A 16533-nucleotide genomic window follows, 5' to 3' on the forward strand; every position below is an offset into this window, starting at 1 on the left:
TCTGGATAGTTGTCGTCGATGGTGGATCATCGCAGAAGATTCCACCATCGACATTGAGTGCTTTGGCAAGCACTACAGCTTGCGAAATTCCCGCTGCAGGGTGAACTCCCTGGAGGTCACCAGCTTCTCGATCCGCTGAACTCTGGGCTCCAGCGCGTCAAGTTCCTGCGCGATGCGGCCCAGCGCCTGATGAGGGGTGATCCCCGCCTGCCAGCTGCGCGCTTTCATCCGCACCTCGGCAAAGTCGGCATCCTCTTGCGAATAGAGGGTGACCGGCTTTTTGTCGAGCAAGAACCAGGCAGCGATATAGGCGGTGAAGGTAATGAAACCGGCGAAGATAAGGCCACTGATGGCTAGCAGCCGCACGATCCAGGTCTCCACCCCGAAATACTCTGCCAAACCGGCACAGATCCCGGCTATCTTGCCACGCTGGGGATCGCGATAGAGGTTACGCCCTTCACGACTGACACTGCTCATACCTTGTTCCTCCAACCGGGTACTTCCGCATCCAGAATCGACTCCAGCGCGCCCACTCGTTCCTGCATCTTCTCGGTGCGAGCCAGCAGCCCTTGCAGCTGTTCCCGCTCGTTATCGGCAAGACCGGCGCCAATCCGCCCCTTGGCACGATAGTGCAGCACCAGCCAGATGGGGGCTACCACCACCATGAAGACCACCATGGGAACCATCAATACGCCCAGCAGATCTTCCATCTGTTACTCTCCCTGTTTGCCTTCGCTTTTGCTGTCGCCCTGGCCCAGCTTCTGGCGCATGGCTTCCAGCTCACGGCTTATCTGATCATCTACTTCCAGCTCGGCAAACTGCTGCGCCAGCGCCTTGTCGGACTGACCCAGATCGGCGCGCGCTTCCATTTCGTCGATGCGACGCTCCATCCGCTCGAACTTGCTCACCACCGCCTGACTCTCGCCACGGGCTACCTGGCTCTGCACGTTGAGACGGCTGCTGGCCGCTTCGGTGCGAATGGCCATCGCCTTTTGACGGGCGCGGGCATCTTCCAGCTTGGCTTCGAGCTGGCGGATCTCCTCACCCAGCTTCTCGATGCCGCTGTCGACCGCTTGCTGCTCGCGGTAGAGGGTCTCCGACAACTCGGTCTGTTTCTTCTTCTCGATAAGGGCGGCACGGGCCAGATCTTCACGCCCTTTGGTCAGGGCCAGCTCGGCCTTGGCTTGCCACTCGTCGACCCGCTCTTGATGACGGGCGACCTGACGACCAATCTCTTTCTGGCTGGCGAGGAAGCGGGCCAGATTGGAGCGCTCCTTGACCAGCTCGTCCTCCATCTCCTGGATGATCAGGCGCACCATCTTCTGGGGATCTTCTGCCTTGTCGAGCAGGGCCGTCAGGTTGGAATTGATGATGTCGGCCAGACGGGAAAAAATACTCATGATTGCACTCCTGTTATTGGTATGGCGTTGTTTCTCCATTGACAATGGCAACTTGTGTGCCAATCTGGAACAAAATTTAACTTGTTGATTTATATGGGAAGAATAGCCGAATTGCAAGATACCTCGCGCAAGTGATGATTAAAATCACCAACTTTTGGTAAGATTGACCAGCTTTTACAACTGACAGGGATCACTATGACCACGGCCACGGAAAGCCTGCTGGGGGAATCCAACGCATTTCTCGAGATCATTGAGCAGGCCTCACGGCTCGCCCCGCTGCGCAAACCCGTGCTGATCATCGGTGAGCGGGGAACGGGCAAGGAGCTGATCGCCCACCGCCTACATTATCTCTCGGCGCGCTGGGATCAAAGCTTTGTCACCATCAACTGCGCCACCCTGAGCGAGAGCCTGCTGGAAACCGAGCTGTTCGGTCATGAAGCGGGGTCGTTTACCGGCGCGGCCAAGCGCCATCAGGGCCGCTTCGAGCGGGCCGATGGCGGCACCCTGTTCCTCGACGAGCTGGCCACCACCAGCGCCAGGGTGCAGGAGAAGTTGCTGCGGGTCATCGAGTATGGCGAGTTCGAGCGAGTGGGTGGGGCCAAGCCCCTCAAGGTGGATGTGCGGCTGGTCTGCGCCACCAACGAGGATCTCCCTGCGCTGGCCGACAAGGGGCAGTTTCGCCACGATCTGCTCGATCGGCTCGCGTTTGATGTGATCACCCTCCCCCCCTTGCGGGAGAGGCGGGAAGATATCCTGATGCTGGCGGAGCACTTCGCCCACAGCATGACCCGGGAGCTGGGCTATCCGCTGTTTGCCGGTTTCTCGCGCAAGGCAACCCAGCTGCTGCTGGATTACCACTGGCCGGGCAACGTGCGGGAGCTGAAGAACGTGGTGGAGCGCAGCATCTATCGTCAGGGCAATCCCCAACTGCCGCTCTCGACCCTGGTGCTCAACCCGTTTGATTCCCCCTGGCGACCACAGGTCACGCAACCTGCGCAAGAGGCCCGAAGCGAGGTACAATCTGCATCCCCCCTCGCCTTGCCGCTCGATCTCAAGCAGGCGGTGGCGGAGTACGAGATTAATTTACTCAAGCAAGCGATGCAGCAATCCCAGTATAATCAGCGCAAAGCCGCTCAACTGCTGGCCTTAAGCTATCACCAGTTCCGTGGCATGCTGCGCAAATATCAGCTGCTGGATGGCGATAGCGATGCAGAACAAGAGTGAAGGAGCGCGGTTGATGCCGACTCCAGCAACACGCCAGCCTTCGCGCTGGCACATTTGTATCAAAACGTGCGTACAAAACCCCAATAAGAACATGGTTCAACAATGAGAATGCTCACACCCTTGCTGCTGGGTCTGCTGGTGCTGGTCACCGGCTGCCAGAAGCAACCCGAGGCCTCCAAAACCGGACTCATCTATTGTGCTGAGGGATCCCCCCTCTCCTTCAATCCCCATGTTTCCAACTCCGGGGTGACACTGGATGCCAGTGCCCGTCCGCTCTACGACCGCCTGCTGGAGGTGAACCCCAACACCCTGGCGCTGGAGCCGGCGCTCGCCACCAACTGGCATGTCAGCGAGGATGGCCTCACCTATACCCTGACCCTGCGCAAGGGGGTGACGTTTCACCATACCCCCTGGTTCAAGCCCACCCGCACTTTCAATGCCGATGATGTGGTCTTCACCTATGCCCGCCAGCTTGACGAGCAGCACCCCTATCACAATGTCTCCGGCGGCGATTACCCCTACTTCTATAGCCTGGGGCAAGATCTGCTGATCAAACGGGTGAGCAAGAAGGGGCCGCAGACGGTGGTATTCGAGCTGAACCAGCCGAACGCCTCCTTCCTCGCCACTCTGGCCAGCGACTATGCGGTGATCCTCTCCGCCGAATACGCCGAGCAGATGTTGCAGGCGGGCACGCCAGCCCTGCTGGATAGCCGCCCCATCGGCACCGGGCCGTTCAGCTTCAAGGTGTATCGCCACAACGAGTTCATCCGCTATCTGCGCCACCCTGGCTACTGGGACGGCGATGCCAAGATTGAACAGCTGGTCTACGACATCACCCCCAAATCCGCCAAACGGCTGGCCAAGCTGCTGACCGGCGAGTGCGACGTAATGAGCACTCCTTCCGCCAGCCAGCTCTCGGTGATCAAGCAAAATCCGGCGCTCAGTCTCTCGGTCCAGTCGGGGATGAACGTCGCCTTTTTGGCCCTCAATACCCGCAAGCCGCCATTCAACAACGTCAAGGTGCGGCAGGCCATTGCCAGCGCCATCAACATCGACAACCTGTTGCAGGCGGTCTATTTCGATACCGGCCTGCCCGCCAACAGCCTGCTGCCGACCCTCTCATGGGGTTACAACCCCAGCCTGCCCGAGCGCAAACCCGACCTGAAACGGGCGCGCCAGCTGCTCAAGGAGGCGGGACTGGAGAAAGGGTTCGAGATGCAGGTGCTGGTACAGCCGGACGCCCGCCCCTACAACCCGGATGCGGTCAAGACCGCCCAGCTGATCCGCAGCGATCTGGCCAAGGTCGGGATCAAGCTCAAGATCGTGCAACGGGAGTGGCCGGTGATCGAAGGCCGCCTCACCAAGGGGCAGTACGACAGCCTGCTGTCGGGCTGGATTGCCGATAACGCCGATCCGGACAATTTCTTCCGCCAGTTGCTGAGCTGCTCGGCAGTGGAGCGCGGCAACAACTACAGCCGCTGGTGCAGTCCGGCCTTCGATCAACTGCTGGATGATGCGGTCACCACGCCCCAGCTCTCGTTCCGGCTGCGCAACTACTACTATGCCCAGACCCTGCTTAACGAACAGCTGCCGCTGATCCCGCTGGCGCACGCCTTGCGTACCCAGGTCAGCCGCAGCGACATCGAGGGGCTGACGCTGATGCCCTTTGGCGGCACCTCCTTCAACCAGGCTCACAGGGAGTAAGCATGCTTCTATACACCTTGCGCCGCATCAACCTTCTGCTTATCACTCTGCTGGCGCTGACCTTTGTTGCCTATCTGCTGGAGTATCGGCTGATCGGCCATCAGCTCAGCTTCTGGAGCGGCTATCCCGACTTCCTGCGCCGCATTTTCGCAGGTGACCTGGGGCTCTCCAGCGTCTCCGGGCTACCGGTGCTGGACGAAATTCGCCACTACTTCCCGGCGACCCTGATCCTCTGTCTGGCGGCGTTCGCCATCTCGCTGCTGGTGGGCATTCCCCTCGGCACCCTGGCGGCCCTGTCACAGGGCAAGACGCTGGATCTCTCCATCATGACTGCCGGTCTTATCGGCTATGCGGTGCCGGTATTCTGGCTGGCGCTGCTGGTGGTGATGCTCTTTTCGCTGGATCTCGGCTGGTTGCCTGCCTCCGGGCAGATCAGCCTGCTCTACGACGTGCCCCCCATTACCGGCATCGCGGTGATCGATGTGCTGCTCAGCAACGAGCCCTGGCGGCAAGCGGCACTGCACGATGCCCTGCGCCACCTGATCCTTCCGTCACTGGTGCTGGCGGTGGTACCCACCACCGAGGTGATCCGCCATGTACGCAGCTCCCTCATCGACGTGATGAAGCAGAACTACATCAAGGCAGCGGCGAGCCGGGGCCTTTCCAAGGCGCAGATCGTCTGGCGCCATGGTCTGAAGAACGCCCTGCCGCCGGTACTGCCACTGCTGGGTCTGCAACTGGGCAGCGTGCTCACCTCCGCCATGATCACCGAGGTGGTGTTCGAGTGGCACGGGATCGGCCGCTGGCTCATCAGCAGCATCGCCCTGCAGGATTACGCCGCCATTCGCGGCGCGACCCTGGTGGTAGCCAGTTTCGTGATCCTGACCAGCGTCAGCACCGAGTTACTGACCACCCTTATCTATCCGGCACGGCGCAAAGAGTTGTATGCCAAACAAGATTGAACGCGCTCATGGCGTGACCAGGAGCCATGTACCCTATGCAAGATAAATCGAACATCTATCCCGAGCTCAAGATCCTCTCGCCCCTTGAGCAGACGTGGGCCTCCTACAGCCGCAATCCGTTGGCGATGGCGGGGCTCTGGTGCTTTTTGCTGTTGCTGCTCATCACGCTGGTGGGGCCGCTGGTCGTCCCTTACGGCATCGATGAACAGCACACCGACAAGCTGCTGCTGGCCCCCTCCTGGGCGGCGACCGGCAACATCGACTACTTCCTCGGCACCGACGATCTGGGGCGCGACATGCTCTCCCGGCTGGTGGTAGGGGCGCGTCTCACCTTCGGCTATGCGCTGGTCGTGGTGGTGATCGCCATGGTGGTAGGCTCCGCCATCGGTATCCTCGGCGGGATGAGCAAGGGACTTAAATCGAGCGTGCTGCACCACCTGCTCGATACCCTGCTCTCCATCCCCTCCCTGCTGATGGCCATCATCATGGTAGCCATCATGGGGCCGGGTTTTGGCAATACCCTGATAGCCATTACCCTGGCGTTGATCCCGCCCTTTATCCGGGCCACCTACAACGCAGTACATGCCGAGATGCAGAAGGAGTACATCACCGCCAGCCGCCTCGATGGCTCGCCCCCCTTCCGGATCATGCGTCTGGCTATTTTGCCCAACATTGTCGAGACCCTGGTGGCCCAGACCACCCGCACCTTGTCGGCGGCCATTCTCGATATCTCGGCGGTCGGTTTTCTCGGCCTCGGCGCCCAATCTCCCCAACCGGAGTGGGGCACCATGCTGGCCGATTCGAGCGACCTCATCTATCTCGCCCCCTGGACCGTCACCCTGCCCGGCATCGCCATCCTGTTCAGCGTGCTGGTGACCAATTTAGTTGGTGAAGGCATTCGCGAAGCACTCAAAGAGGGGAATGACTGATGCCGCTGCTCGACATTCGCAATCTCACCATCGAGATCGACACCCCGCAAGGCAAGGTCAAGGCGGTGGACAAGGTGAGCCTGACCCTGACCGAGGGGGAGATCCGCGGTCTGGTGGGTGAATCCGGCTCAGGTAAAAGTCTGATCGCCAAAGTGATCGTCGGCATCGAGAAGGACAACTGGACGGTGCGTGCCGACCGGATGCGTTTCAACGACATGGATCTGCTGACCATGGCCCCCAAGGAGCGCCGTCGCATCATGGGCCGCGAGATCGCCATGATCTTCCAGGACCCCATCAGCTGTCTCGACCCCTCCGAGGAGATCGGCACCCAGCTGGAAGAGGCGATCCCGACCGATTCGTTCGAGGGGCAGTTCTGGCAGCGCTTCCAGTGGCGCAAGAAGAAGGCCATCGCCCTGCTGCACCGGGTCGGCGTCAAGGATCACCGCAAGGTGATGCGCGCCTATCCCCACGAGCTGTCGGATGGCATGTGCCAGAAGGTGATGATCGCCATGGCCATTGCCAACCAGCCGCGTCTGCTGGTAGCCGACGAGCCCACCAGCGCCATGGAGTCCACCACCCACTCCCAGATCCTGCGACTGCTGGACAAGATGAACAAGCTGGGCAATACCACCATCCTGATCATCAGTAACGATATCGCCGCCATCGCCAACCTGACCGATACCATCAACGTGATGTATTGCGGCCAGATGGTGGAAGTGGGCACCCGGGAGCAGATCCTCGAGACCCCGCACCACCCCTATACCGATGCCCTGCTCAAATCGATCCCCGACTTTGACAAGCTGGTGCGCCACAAGTCGCGCCTCGAGACCCTGCCCGGCGTCATTCCGCCACTGCAGCATCTGCCCATCGGCTGCCGTCTGGGGCCACGCTGCCCCTACGCCCAGAAGCAGTGCGTGCAGACCCCGCTGATGAACAAGATCAAGGGCCATCAGTTCAGCTGTCACTTCCCGCTGAACATGGAGGAGCCGAAAAAATGATGACCGTTAATGCCCCTATGAAGGAGCCCCGCTTGTGATCGAGCCGTCCCTGTTGCAGGTCAGAGGCCTTAGCAAAACCTACCAGAACCGTACCGGTCTGTTCCGTCGTCAGGCGGTGGAGGCGATCAAGCCTCTCTCGTTCGATCTCGAAGTGGGCCAGACCCTCGCCATCGTCGGCGAGGCAGGCTCAGGCAAGAGCACCCTCGCCCGCATTCTGGCCGGGATGATCGAACCCACCAGCGGCGACATCGCCATCGACGGCCAGCTGATGGTGCACGGTGATTACCAGACCCGCTGCAAACTGCTGCGGATGATTTTTCAGGATCCCAACACCTCGCTGAACCGCAAGATCCGGGTCGGCCAGATCCTGGAGACGCCGCTGCGTCTCAACACCGAGATGACCGAGGAGGAGCGCAGTGAGAAGGTGGTACAGACCCTGCGTATGGTGGGGATGTTGCCGGATCACGCCCTGTTCTATCCGCAGATGCTCTCCTCCGGTCAGCAGCAGCGGGTGGCGCTGGCGCGAGCTCTGATCCTCAACCCCAAGATAGTGGTAGCCGATGAGGCGCTCTCCACCCTGGATATCTCGGTACGCTCCCAGATCATCAACCTGCTGCTGGAGATGCAGGAGACCATGGGGCTAAGCTATGTGCTGGTGGCCAACGATTTGGGTATCGTCAGCCATATCAGCGACGAGGTGCTGGTGATGCATGAAGGCCGCGTGGTGGAGCGCGGCAAGACCCTCAAGGTGTTTGCCGATCCCCAGCATGATGTGACCCGTCGCCTGATCCAGAACTACAACAACGAATACCGCAAATAGAGAGGCGCTGGCCCCTCCCCTTGCCGCAGTTTTTCGCCGAGCTCACACGGCGGGATCAAAAAAGCCCACTGCATGCAGTGGGCTTTTTGTTATCGGTGTCGCCGCTTAGGCTTGCAACAGCAGACGGTTGATGCGGGAGACGAAGCTCGCCGGATCATTGAGCCCACCCTGCTCGGCCAGCTGAGCCTGCTCGTGCAGCAGGGTGACCCACTCGCCGAACAGCGCTTCGTCCTGGATGGTATCGAGCTTCTTCACCAAAGCGTGGTCGGGGTTCAGTTCCAGAATGTACTTCTGCTCCGGCACCGGCTGACCGGCGGCGCGCATCAGCTTGATCATCTGGGTGCTCATGCCGTGGTTATCGGTGACGATGCAAGACGGCGAGTCGGTCAGACGGTGAGTGACACGCACCTCTTTCACTGCATCGCCCAGGCTCTTCTTGACCCGCTCAACCAGACCGGCGTTGGCCTTCTCGGCCTCTTCCTGCGCCTGCTTGGAGGCTTCATCTTCCAGCTCGCCGAGATCCAGCTCGCCACGGGTGACGGAGATAAGCTGCTTGCCGTCGAACTCGGTCAGGTGGCTCATCAGCCACTCATCCACTCGCTCCCACATCAGCAGCACTTCGACACCCTTCTTGCGGAAGATCTCGAGGTGCGGGCTGTTCTTGGCTGCGGCATAGGAGTCAGCAGTGATGTAGTAGATCTTCTGCTGGCCTTCTTTCATACGGCCAACATAATCCTCAAGAGAGACAGTCTGGGCTTCGCCCTCGCCAGCGGTGCTGGCAAAGCGCAGCAGTTTGGCAATCTCTTCGCGGTTGGCGTGATCCTCAGCCGGGCCCTCTTTGAGCACGTTACCGAACTCGCTCCAGAACTTGGCGTACTTCTCGGCATCGTCCTTGGCCAGCTTGTTGAGCATGGTCAAGACCCGCTTGGAGCAGGCTTTGCGCAGGGAGACAGTCACTTTGTTGTCTTGCAGAATTTCACGGCTGACGTTGAGCGGCAGATCGTTGGAGTCCAGCACCCCTTTGACGAAGCGCAGGTAGGTCGGCATAAACTGCTCGGCGTCGTCCATGATGAAGACGCGCTGCACGTAGAGCTTCAGACCGTGCTTCTGCTCGCGGTTGTAAAGGTCGAACGGTGCACGGGCCGGCACGTAGAGCAGGCTGGTGTACTCCTGCGCCCCTTCCACCCGGTTGTGACCCCAGAGCAGCGGATCTTCGAAGTCATGAGCGACGTGCTTGTAGAACTCCTGATACTCCTCGTCCTTGATATCTTTCGGGTTGCGGGTCCACAGTGCAGTCGCGCGGTTGACCTGCTCCCACTCGCCCGGGGTGCCTTTGATCGTCTCGCCATCCTCTTCGCGATCCGGGGTACCCTCTTTGAACATCTCCACCGGCACGCTGATGTGATCGGAATATTTGCTCACCACGGAGCGCAAACGCCAGTCATCGAGGAACTCTTCCTCCTCGGCGCGCAGGTGCAGAATAACGTCGGTACCGCGACCGACTTTGGTCACGTCAGCCACGGTGAAGGAGCCTTCCCCTTCCGATTCCCACTGCACACCCTGCTCCGGAGCGGTACCAGCAGCGCGGGACACCACGGTCACCTTGTCGGCCACGATAAAGGCGGAGTAGAAACCGACCCCAAACTGGCCGATCAGCTGGGAGTCACGTCCCTGATCGCCGGAGAGGTTTTTGAAGAATTCTGCGGTGCCGGACTTGGCGATGGTACCCAGGTGCTCGATCACCTGATCACGGGTCATACCGATCCCGTTATCAGAGATGGTCAGGGTTCGCTTCTCTTTGTCCACCACCAGACGCACACGCAACTGGCCGTCGTTTTCGAACAAAGAGGCATCGGAAAGCGCCTTGAAGCGCAGCTTGTCCGCCGCATCAGAGGCGTTAGAGATCAGCTCGCGCAGGAATACTTCTTTGTTGGAGTAGAGGCTGTGAGCCATCAGGCTCAGCAGTTGTTTGACTTCAGTCTGAAAGCCGTGGGTTTCGGCATGAACACTTTGGGTCATGGACCAATCCTCAGAAACATCGGGTTGAACATATGCCCAACCTAGATGGGGACGGCCAATCAAATATCAAGGGGCGAGTGTGCAATCCTGCTCACTCGCCCCTTCAAACCCGCTCAAGCGGCTATTTATTGCCCAGCTCGTCCCCTGTTTATGCGGGGTAGCAGGCAAGCTCGCCTTGCTATTTCAAGCGCTGACGTCCCATCAGGGAGTGCGACAGCGTGGTGCCATCCACCAGCTCCAGCTCGCCCCCTACCGGCACCCCGTGGGCGATGCGACTCACCTCCACCCCGGCATGACGGGCCATGTCGGCGATGTACCAGGCGGTGGCATCCCCTTCGATGGTGGGGTTGGTGGCGAGAATCAGCTCGCTGATGTGCTCTTCCTTTAGACGGCGCTCGAGAATATCGAGCCCCAGCTCCTCCGGGCCGATGCCGTCCAGCGGCGACAGATGGCCCATCAGCACGAAGTAACGACCGGAAAACTGACCGGTCTGTTCGATGGCCGCCACGTCCGCCGGACTCTCCACCACACAGAGCAAGCCATTCTCTTCCCGCTTGGGATTGGCGCAGATATCGCAGCGATCGTTCTCGGTAAAGGTGCGGCAGTGGCTGCAATGACCGATCTCGGTCAGGGCGCGAGAGAGCAGCTGGGCCAACCGCAAACCGCCGCTGCGCTCACGCTCGAGCAGGGTAAAGGCCATCCGCTGGGCAGACTTGGGCCCCACCCCCGGCAATACCTGCAGGGCTTTCATCATCTCATCGAGCAGGGGACTGAACTTCATAACACTCCTTACACGGGCCAGCCCCTCGCCACCACCTAGGCCACGACGGGTCAGCAAAACAGGATAACGCCATTGGCGCAGGACTATACCCGAGCCGGCCCCCCATCGCCATCGGCTTGCCCACAGCGCCCGCAAAAACGCGGATAGCAAAAAGCCCTGATGGAAACATCAGGGCTTTTCAATCTGGCAGTGCACTGTGGCGGTTAATGTCAGATTCGCAGCAACAGACCATTCTGCATCGCCACTTTGTAAGACGAGCCGCAACTTCGGACAAACCAAACGAGGTTTTTCGCTCCGCACTGCTGGCACCACATCAGGATGGCGCTAAAAAACAAAAAACCGACCATCAGGTCGGTTTTTGCAATTTGGCGGTGAGGGAGACCGCCTGAATTAAGTCCAGCAAAAGCCAGCCGCATCCTACATATCCACTTACAATCAATATCTTACAGGAAAATTAGTCCAACGCCGTCCGACTATAAATGACACTATCCCGCTCTAAATGGCACAATGGATGGCATAGTCCATGGCATGCCACATTCTCAAGGAATCTTCCCTATGGCACTTCTTACCGATACCAAAGCACGTAATCTCAAGCCAGATGACAAAGCGATTGCACATGGTGGCGTAACAGGCCTTGCACTTCATCCGTCGACGGCTAAAGGCCGTGGCAACTGGGTGCTTCGTTATGTTAGCCCCGTAACCGGTAAACGCAGAAATGCAGGGCTTGGCTCGTACCCCGAGATATCCATAGCCGATGCAACCAAGCAAGGGCAGAAGATGCGAGAGCAACTCGCCAATGGCCTTGACCCTCTCGAGCTCAAACGTGCAGAGGAGAGCAAACCCTCTATCCCAACTTTCGAGGCTGCTGCTCGGGAAGTTCATTCCAAACTGCTACCTGGATGGAAAAACCCCAAACACGGCAAACAGTGGATCTCGACGCTCGAGCAGTATGCATTCCCCATGATTGGCCAGTACGCAATCTCTGCCATCACTCCTGCGCAGATCGCTGAGGTCTTAATGCCGATCTGGTTGGAGATCCCTGAAACTGCCAGCCGAGTGAAACAACGGCTTCATGCGGTAATGGCTTGGGGCTGGGCGCACGGTCACTGTCAAGCAAACCCGGTTGATGTGGTCAATCACTTACTCCCACTACAACCCAGTAAAGCCGTACGTACCGAGCATCAGCCAGCTATGCCCTGGCGTGATATTCCCGACTTTGTTCAGCAGCATCTGAAGACAACACAACGTTACGATGTGACCCGCTTAATGTTGGAGTTCTTGATCCTGACGGCTTGCCGCTCAGGTGAAGTGAGAGCCATGAAATGGTCAGAGGTAGATCTGGAAGCAAAGATATGGACCTTGCCAGCAGAACGAATGAAGGCCAAACAAATGCATCGCGTTCCGTTATCTCTTCGAGCTGCTGAGATCCTGATGGGATTACAGGGGTTGCATGATGAATTGGTCTTCCCTTCACCCCGCGATCAGGTCCCCCTATCAGATATGGTACTAACAACATTTTTGCGACGGGTAAAAGCGCCAAGCTCTAATCCTGGCCGTCTGGCAACTGCACATGGCTTTCGTTCCAGCTTTAGAGACTGGTGCAGCGAGCAAGGCTATGCGCGGGATCTCGCTGAACGAGCGTTAGCCCACACAGTTAAAAATAAGGTAGAAGCTGCATACCATCGTACTGACCTACTGGATAAACGGCGTCCTATGATGGAAGCGTGGGCTCAATTTGTATCCAGAACCTAACCAGCAGATTAAGAAAGAAGCGGCCTGTTAAGGTCGCTTCATATATTTTTTACCCATGGACGCCCCCGGGTTGTGCAAGAACTGAACTGATACGGTTTGCGACGGCGTTGTTTCCTAAATCGATGCAGCTTGAATGGAACTAATTGAAAACCCAGTGATCTGATCACCACCATCCTCTTCAAGTCTGCATCATGGGCAAGTCGCTTCACCCCATCACCAACTGGCCTCAATACAACAAGTCTTTGATTAACCGTGGTTCACTCACCTTCTGGGTTGATGCCGAGGCCATGAGCAACTGGTTTCACCACGACCATCATGGGCGGCGGAGGCGCAGCCAGCTCTACACCGACCAGAGCATCTGTACCTTTCTGATGCTCAAAGGGATTTTCAGCCTCACGCTGCGAGCCACTCAGGGGCTACTCGACTCCCTGTTCGAGCTGATGAATGTGCCGCTGTGTGCCCCGGACTACAGCTGTGTCAGCAAGCACGCACAGTGAAGGTGGCCTATCGGCAGCCCCCTAAGGGGCGCATTACCGACCTGGTTATCGACTCGACGGGTCTGAAAGTGTTTGGTGAAGGCGAGTGGAAGGTCAGAAAACACGGCGCTGAGAAACGTCGAGTCTGGCGCAAGTTGCGTCTGGCGGTAGATCCGGTGACTCACGATATCGTGGCGGCAGAAGTGTCGCTGGAGAATGTGCATGACACAGAGGTGTTGCCGACCTTGCTCAATCCTCTGCGTCGCAAGCTGGGGCGTGTTTACGCGGATGGCGCCTATGACAGCAAAGCCAGCAATCGGTTGATTGCGCGTAAAGGGGCGACGGCGTGTATCCCGCCTCGCAAGAACGCAGGGCTATGGAAAAAAGGCCATCCGAGAAATGAGGCGGTGCAGGTGATACGCAAGGAAGGGCTGGCGCACTGGAAGAAGATATCGGGGTATCACCGTCGTTCGCTGGCAGAGACAGCTATGTTCCGGTTCAAACAGTTAATGGCAGGCCAAATCACCCTGCGAAAATACAATGGTCAAGTGGGAGAAGTGATGGCGTATGTGAGCGCGATAAACAAACTGAACACCCTTGGTCAGCCTGTAAGAAAGCCCCGAGTGTAGCGGTCACCCGGGGCTGGGGAAGTCATGACTTGCTGGCTGATTTGGGAAACAACGCCCAGGTGATAACTAGACCTGTACACTTTGGGTATGGCTTATTTTGTTTGGCGACTAAAATGAGATCGCACAAACTGGACTGAGTTCCCTTCCTCCAGTGATCTACTATTCGGAACAGCTATTTAGATCTGTACAAATATTGCTAACATCACCCTTCACTATTTGAGTCTGGAGAGTTTCTTTTAAATATCCATCCTTGACCATCGACCAGAACTAACTCTTGGCCATCCTCTATAGTCATGTATACGGCATTCTCTCTTTTTGTAATTACAACTAGCCTCCCATCATCAGTTCTTGTTGATGTCGATACATTACCATTTGAAGTATATGCCGGCGCGGAATTAACTATTATTTTTTTATTGCTTTGAGTTTCGATCGTTATCGAATCTCCAAACCATCTCTGATCTAAGTTAGACGTGACCTTTTCAGCATATGAAACGTTACCATCATATATGTCCCACTTATCAACCGCCATTACTCTCTCATTAAATGGTTTATAATTATCTAATAGATATTTTTTTTGCCTATCATTAACAATTGCTTTTTTGTCTATTTTTTTTATATTAACTTTCAGATTAATTGCGTGTGTGTCTCTATTAGGTTCAGTACCATCATAGAAGCCATAACCTAAGGCTATGGCTATGGCTATGGCTATGGCTATGGAACGTGTATTCATATTTTCTCTTCCTAGTTTAGTATTCTACTTTGGCTCATATAGGCCGCTAAACAAGTCGGCACGACTTTTTTGAAAAAAATATCTTGCCATATCATATTTAACATATGCCTTAAGCTCTTCATTGTTACATTGTCTAGCTGTACATTTTGATATAATAGACTGTAAATTACCTCCAATTTCATTTATTACTGAATTGTAATCAGTAGCATATTTTTCTACGTTATGTATAGCAATCTTTGTTTTTAATTTATTCAGATTGTACTGTGCCAACTTAACTTCAGAGAGTGATTCCACATCATTATCTGTACATTCATTTTCTGCATCGTTTAGTACTGAGGTGTTATTGCATAACATTGCCAAATCATGAATCGGCATTCTTAATTTTTGAATCATCCTTTCTAATTCACGAGTTTTTGACAGATAAGATCCTTCTATTTGTTGATAGTTGATATTTTCAAATTTTGAAATCTTTGCTCTAGGCTCTTCGTTATTACCTAGTCGTTCCGCACCAAATAGAATAATATGTTTTGCAGCATTAGCTATATTTGCATCTCCACATGGTTCACCAAGACATTTAAAGTATGGATTAGAAAAAACAAATAGCCTTTCATTGGTATTAAACACGGAAGGATAAGACATTATTGTTGCAAACAATCCTGTTACACCATATCCAGCTGCATATTTATGTTTTCCAGCATTTACTGCATCTTCTGTTGTATGCATCAATCCCATGTTATGCCCTATTTCATGAGCAAATGTTGTTGCTGATGCAGCTTTTCCCAAAATAATAATATCTTTGCCATTGCTAGTTCCAATTGCATTGTCCTGTATATAGTCAGTGTAAACTATTAATGTATCTGCATGTGCCAACTTGACAGAATCAGGAAGGCAGGTGCCATTTTTTTTCAACTTTATTTTACAATCATATACAGCATTTAATGTATCATCTAATTTTTGTAATGATGATGAAGCTAGTTCAAACTCATCAGAGTCTATCTCTTGCACGTCAACCAATTTAAAAAAAACATTGTAAATGCCACTATTTTCCAATATGGAGTTTAACTTATCGACATCATGCTGCGCAGCTAATTCTGCAGACGTAGGCAATAACCTTTTTGCACCATCAGTGAAAGCAATATATAAATCAACTTCAAAAACATCTCGCGATAAATTAACTTGAGGAACATTAACCTCATCCGAAAGAGCCATCTTATGATAAAAAAACAAAATGAAATCGTGAGAAATAAAAATATACACATAAGGTTATTTAGGTTTTTTCTCATAAAGAACTCACTCCCTCTAAGCAGATTTTTTTTCGCCATAACAGCTGATTGACATTCAGACATACATACAAATGTGCACACATATTGATGTCACACTGACATATGACTTGTCATTAAATATGGACTAGCGACATAAATGCAATAAATAATAAAAATAATAAAAATAATAAAAAGCAGTGTAAACAAGACACCGGTTTGAGGCCGGCGTCAGGTGATAACTATATCTGTACAGCCCGTTCGACTAGTGTGTGGCAGTTACACAGAATTATTTACAGTCTCATTAATTACGCCATCCGTGCTCATATCCTTTTGAGAAGGATGATTCAAAACGACTATCAAAACTATCACTATGACGCTGATATGCATTACTTAGCCCCGCAGCACGGTCTTCCTTTCCAGCTTTGAGCCCATCTTTAAAGTATTCACAATTATTTCCATCCATACCACTTGGGCACAAACTTTCTTTATGGAGCATGGTTGATGTAGCGCTAGAATTATTTTTTTTATACGAAAAGACGGCACTGCATCCACTATCAACCCAAATACCATCACTGTCAGCTCCCCAACTGTAGTCTTTTTTACAGGTACCTTCCAGCTTTTGAGTCAATTTAACCTTCATTTTATCTGCACTAGGTAATGGACAGCGATTAAAATTACCATCAGATGAACAAGCCAATTCTTCCGCAGTAGAAGGGAATGCAAGGACAGATAATCCACTCATAAGTGTGATCGCAAATATAATTGATTTTTTCATAATAGACCCTTTGGGTTTGTTAATGGAAATTTAAGAAAAATTTAATCGTGCAGATTTTCTGCTGAAGTTAAA

At 54.7% G+C, this 16533-nt stretch carries 15 protein-coding genes and 1 pseudogene; 8 read left to right on the forward strand and 8 right to left on the reverse strand.

Features of this window, described 5'->3' with window-relative positions; all coding sequences use genetic code 11:
- Window positions 1-72 precede the first annotated feature (72 nt).
- The 3 genes from pspC to pspA are packed head-to-tail and all read right to left on the reverse strand — an operon-like array spanning window position 73 to window position 1400.
- A complete protein-coding gene (gene pspC / locus ACW5W8_RS16290) occupies window positions 73-477 on the reverse strand; it encodes an envelope stress response membrane protein PspC (RefSeq protein WP_005333670.1) in 405 nt (134 codons plus the stop codon).
- A complete protein-coding gene (pspB, locus tag ACW5W8_RS16295) occupies window positions 474-710 on the reverse strand; it encodes an envelope stress response membrane protein PspB (protein ID WP_159158749.1) in 237 nt (78 codons plus the stop codon). Before pspB ends, pspC begins: the two co-directional genes overlap by 4 nt.
- 3 nt (window positions 711-713) lie before the next feature.
- Entirely contained in the window at window positions 714-1400 is a 687-nt protein-coding gene (pspA, locus tag ACW5W8_RS16300) for a phage shock protein PspA (RefSeq protein ID WP_005361184.1), read from the reverse strand.
- Between the two features lie 195 nt (window positions 1401-1595).
- Between pspA and pspF the strand changes: the two genes are divergently transcribed.
- From pspF to ACW5W8_RS16330, 6 genes are all read left to right on the forward strand, one after another.
- On the forward strand, window positions 1596-2624 hold the full coding sequence (gene pspF / locus ACW5W8_RS16305) for a phage shock protein operon transcriptional activator (RefSeq protein WP_498628782.1): 1029 nt from the start codon (window positions 1596-1598) through the stop codon (window positions 2622-2624).
- Window positions 2625-2732: 108 nt separating this feature from the next.
- Window positions 2733-4328, forward strand: a complete 1596-nt coding sequence (sapA, locus tag ACW5W8_RS16310) for an ABC transporter substrate-binding protein SapA (protein ID WP_498628811.1) — start codon at window positions 2733-2735, stop codon at window positions 4326-4328.
- 2 nt (window positions 4329-4330) lie between these two features.
- Window positions 4331-5290, forward strand: coding sequence for an ABC transporter permease (locus tag ACW5W8_RS16315; protein WP_498628784.1), 960 nt, complete (start codon window positions 4331-4333; stop codon window positions 5288-5290).
- A gap of 35 nt (window positions 5291-5325) precedes the next feature.
- The gene (locus tag ACW5W8_RS16320) at window positions 5326-6219 is read left to right on the forward strand and encodes an ABC transporter permease subunit (RefSeq protein WP_005333677.1); all 894 of its coding nucleotides are present in this window, start codon (window positions 5326-5328) and stop codon (window positions 6217-6219) included.
- Complete coding sequence (locus ACW5W8_RS16325; RefSeq protein ID WP_005333679.1) at window positions 6219-7217, forward strand: peptide ABC transporter ATP-binding protein; 999 nt, start codon at window positions 6219-6221, stop codon at window positions 7215-7217. The genes ACW5W8_RS16320 and ACW5W8_RS16325 overlap by 1 nt, the downstream gene beginning before the upstream one ends.
- Window positions 7218-7251: 34 nt before the next feature.
- Complete coding sequence (locus ACW5W8_RS16330; protein ID WP_498628787.1) at window positions 7252-8037, forward strand: peptide ABC transporter ATP-binding protein; 786 nt, start codon at window positions 7252-7254, stop codon at window positions 8035-8037.
- Between the two features lie 105 nt (window positions 8038-8142).
- Here ACW5W8_RS16330 and htpG read toward each other — a convergent pair whose 3' ends face one another.
- Window positions 8143-10056 (reverse strand): molecular chaperone HtpG, encoded by a 1914-nt coding sequence (gene htpG, locus ACW5W8_RS16335; protein ID WP_498628789.1) that lies wholly within the window; start codon window positions 10054-10056, stop codon window positions 8143-8145.
- Window positions 10057-10234: 178 nt separating this feature from the next.
- Entirely contained in the window at window positions 10235-10837 is a 603-nt protein-coding gene (gene recR, locus ACW5W8_RS16340) for a recombination mediator RecR (RefSeq protein WP_127006488.1), read from the reverse strand.
- Between the two features lie 555 nt (window positions 10838-11392).
- Here recR and ACW5W8_RS16345 point away from each other — a divergent pair.
- Window positions 11393-12589, forward strand: coding sequence for a tyrosine-type recombinase/integrase (locus tag ACW5W8_RS16345; RefSeq protein WP_498628791.1), 1197 nt, complete (start codon window positions 11393-11395; stop codon window positions 12587-12589).
- Between the two features lie 191 nt (window positions 12590-12780).
- Window positions 12781-13694 (forward strand): annotated as a pseudogene (locus ACW5W8_RS16350) (IS5 family transposase).
- A gap of 202 nt (window positions 13695-13896) precedes the next feature.
- On the opposite strand, the gene ACW5W8_RS16355 reads toward ACW5W8_RS16350, so the two are convergent.
- The 3 genes from ACW5W8_RS16355 to ACW5W8_RS16365 all read right to left on the reverse strand — a co-directional run bounded on the left by ACW5W8_RS16355 (window position 13897) and on the right by ACW5W8_RS16365 (window position 16461).
- On the reverse strand, window positions 13897-14424 hold the full coding sequence (locus tag ACW5W8_RS16355; RefSeq protein WP_498628793.1) for a hypothetical protein: 528 nt from the start codon (window positions 14422-14424) through the stop codon (window positions 13897-13899).
- 24 nt (window positions 14425-14448) lie between these two features.
- Window positions 14449-15651, reverse strand: coding sequence for a reprolysin-like metallopeptidase (locus ACW5W8_RS16360; protein WP_498628795.1), 1203 nt, complete (start codon window positions 15649-15651; stop codon window positions 14449-14451).
- A gap of 336 nt (window positions 15652-15987) precedes the next feature.
- Window positions 15988-16461 carry a DUF3011 domain-containing protein gene (locus ACW5W8_RS16365; protein WP_498628797.1) on the reverse strand — a complete coding sequence of 158 codons (474 nt, stop codon included), beginning with the start codon at window positions 16459-16461 and terminating at the stop codon, window positions 15988-15990.
- Window positions 16462-16533 lie beyond the last annotated feature (72 nt).

The organism is Aeromonas aquatilis, from assembly GCF_054052405.1.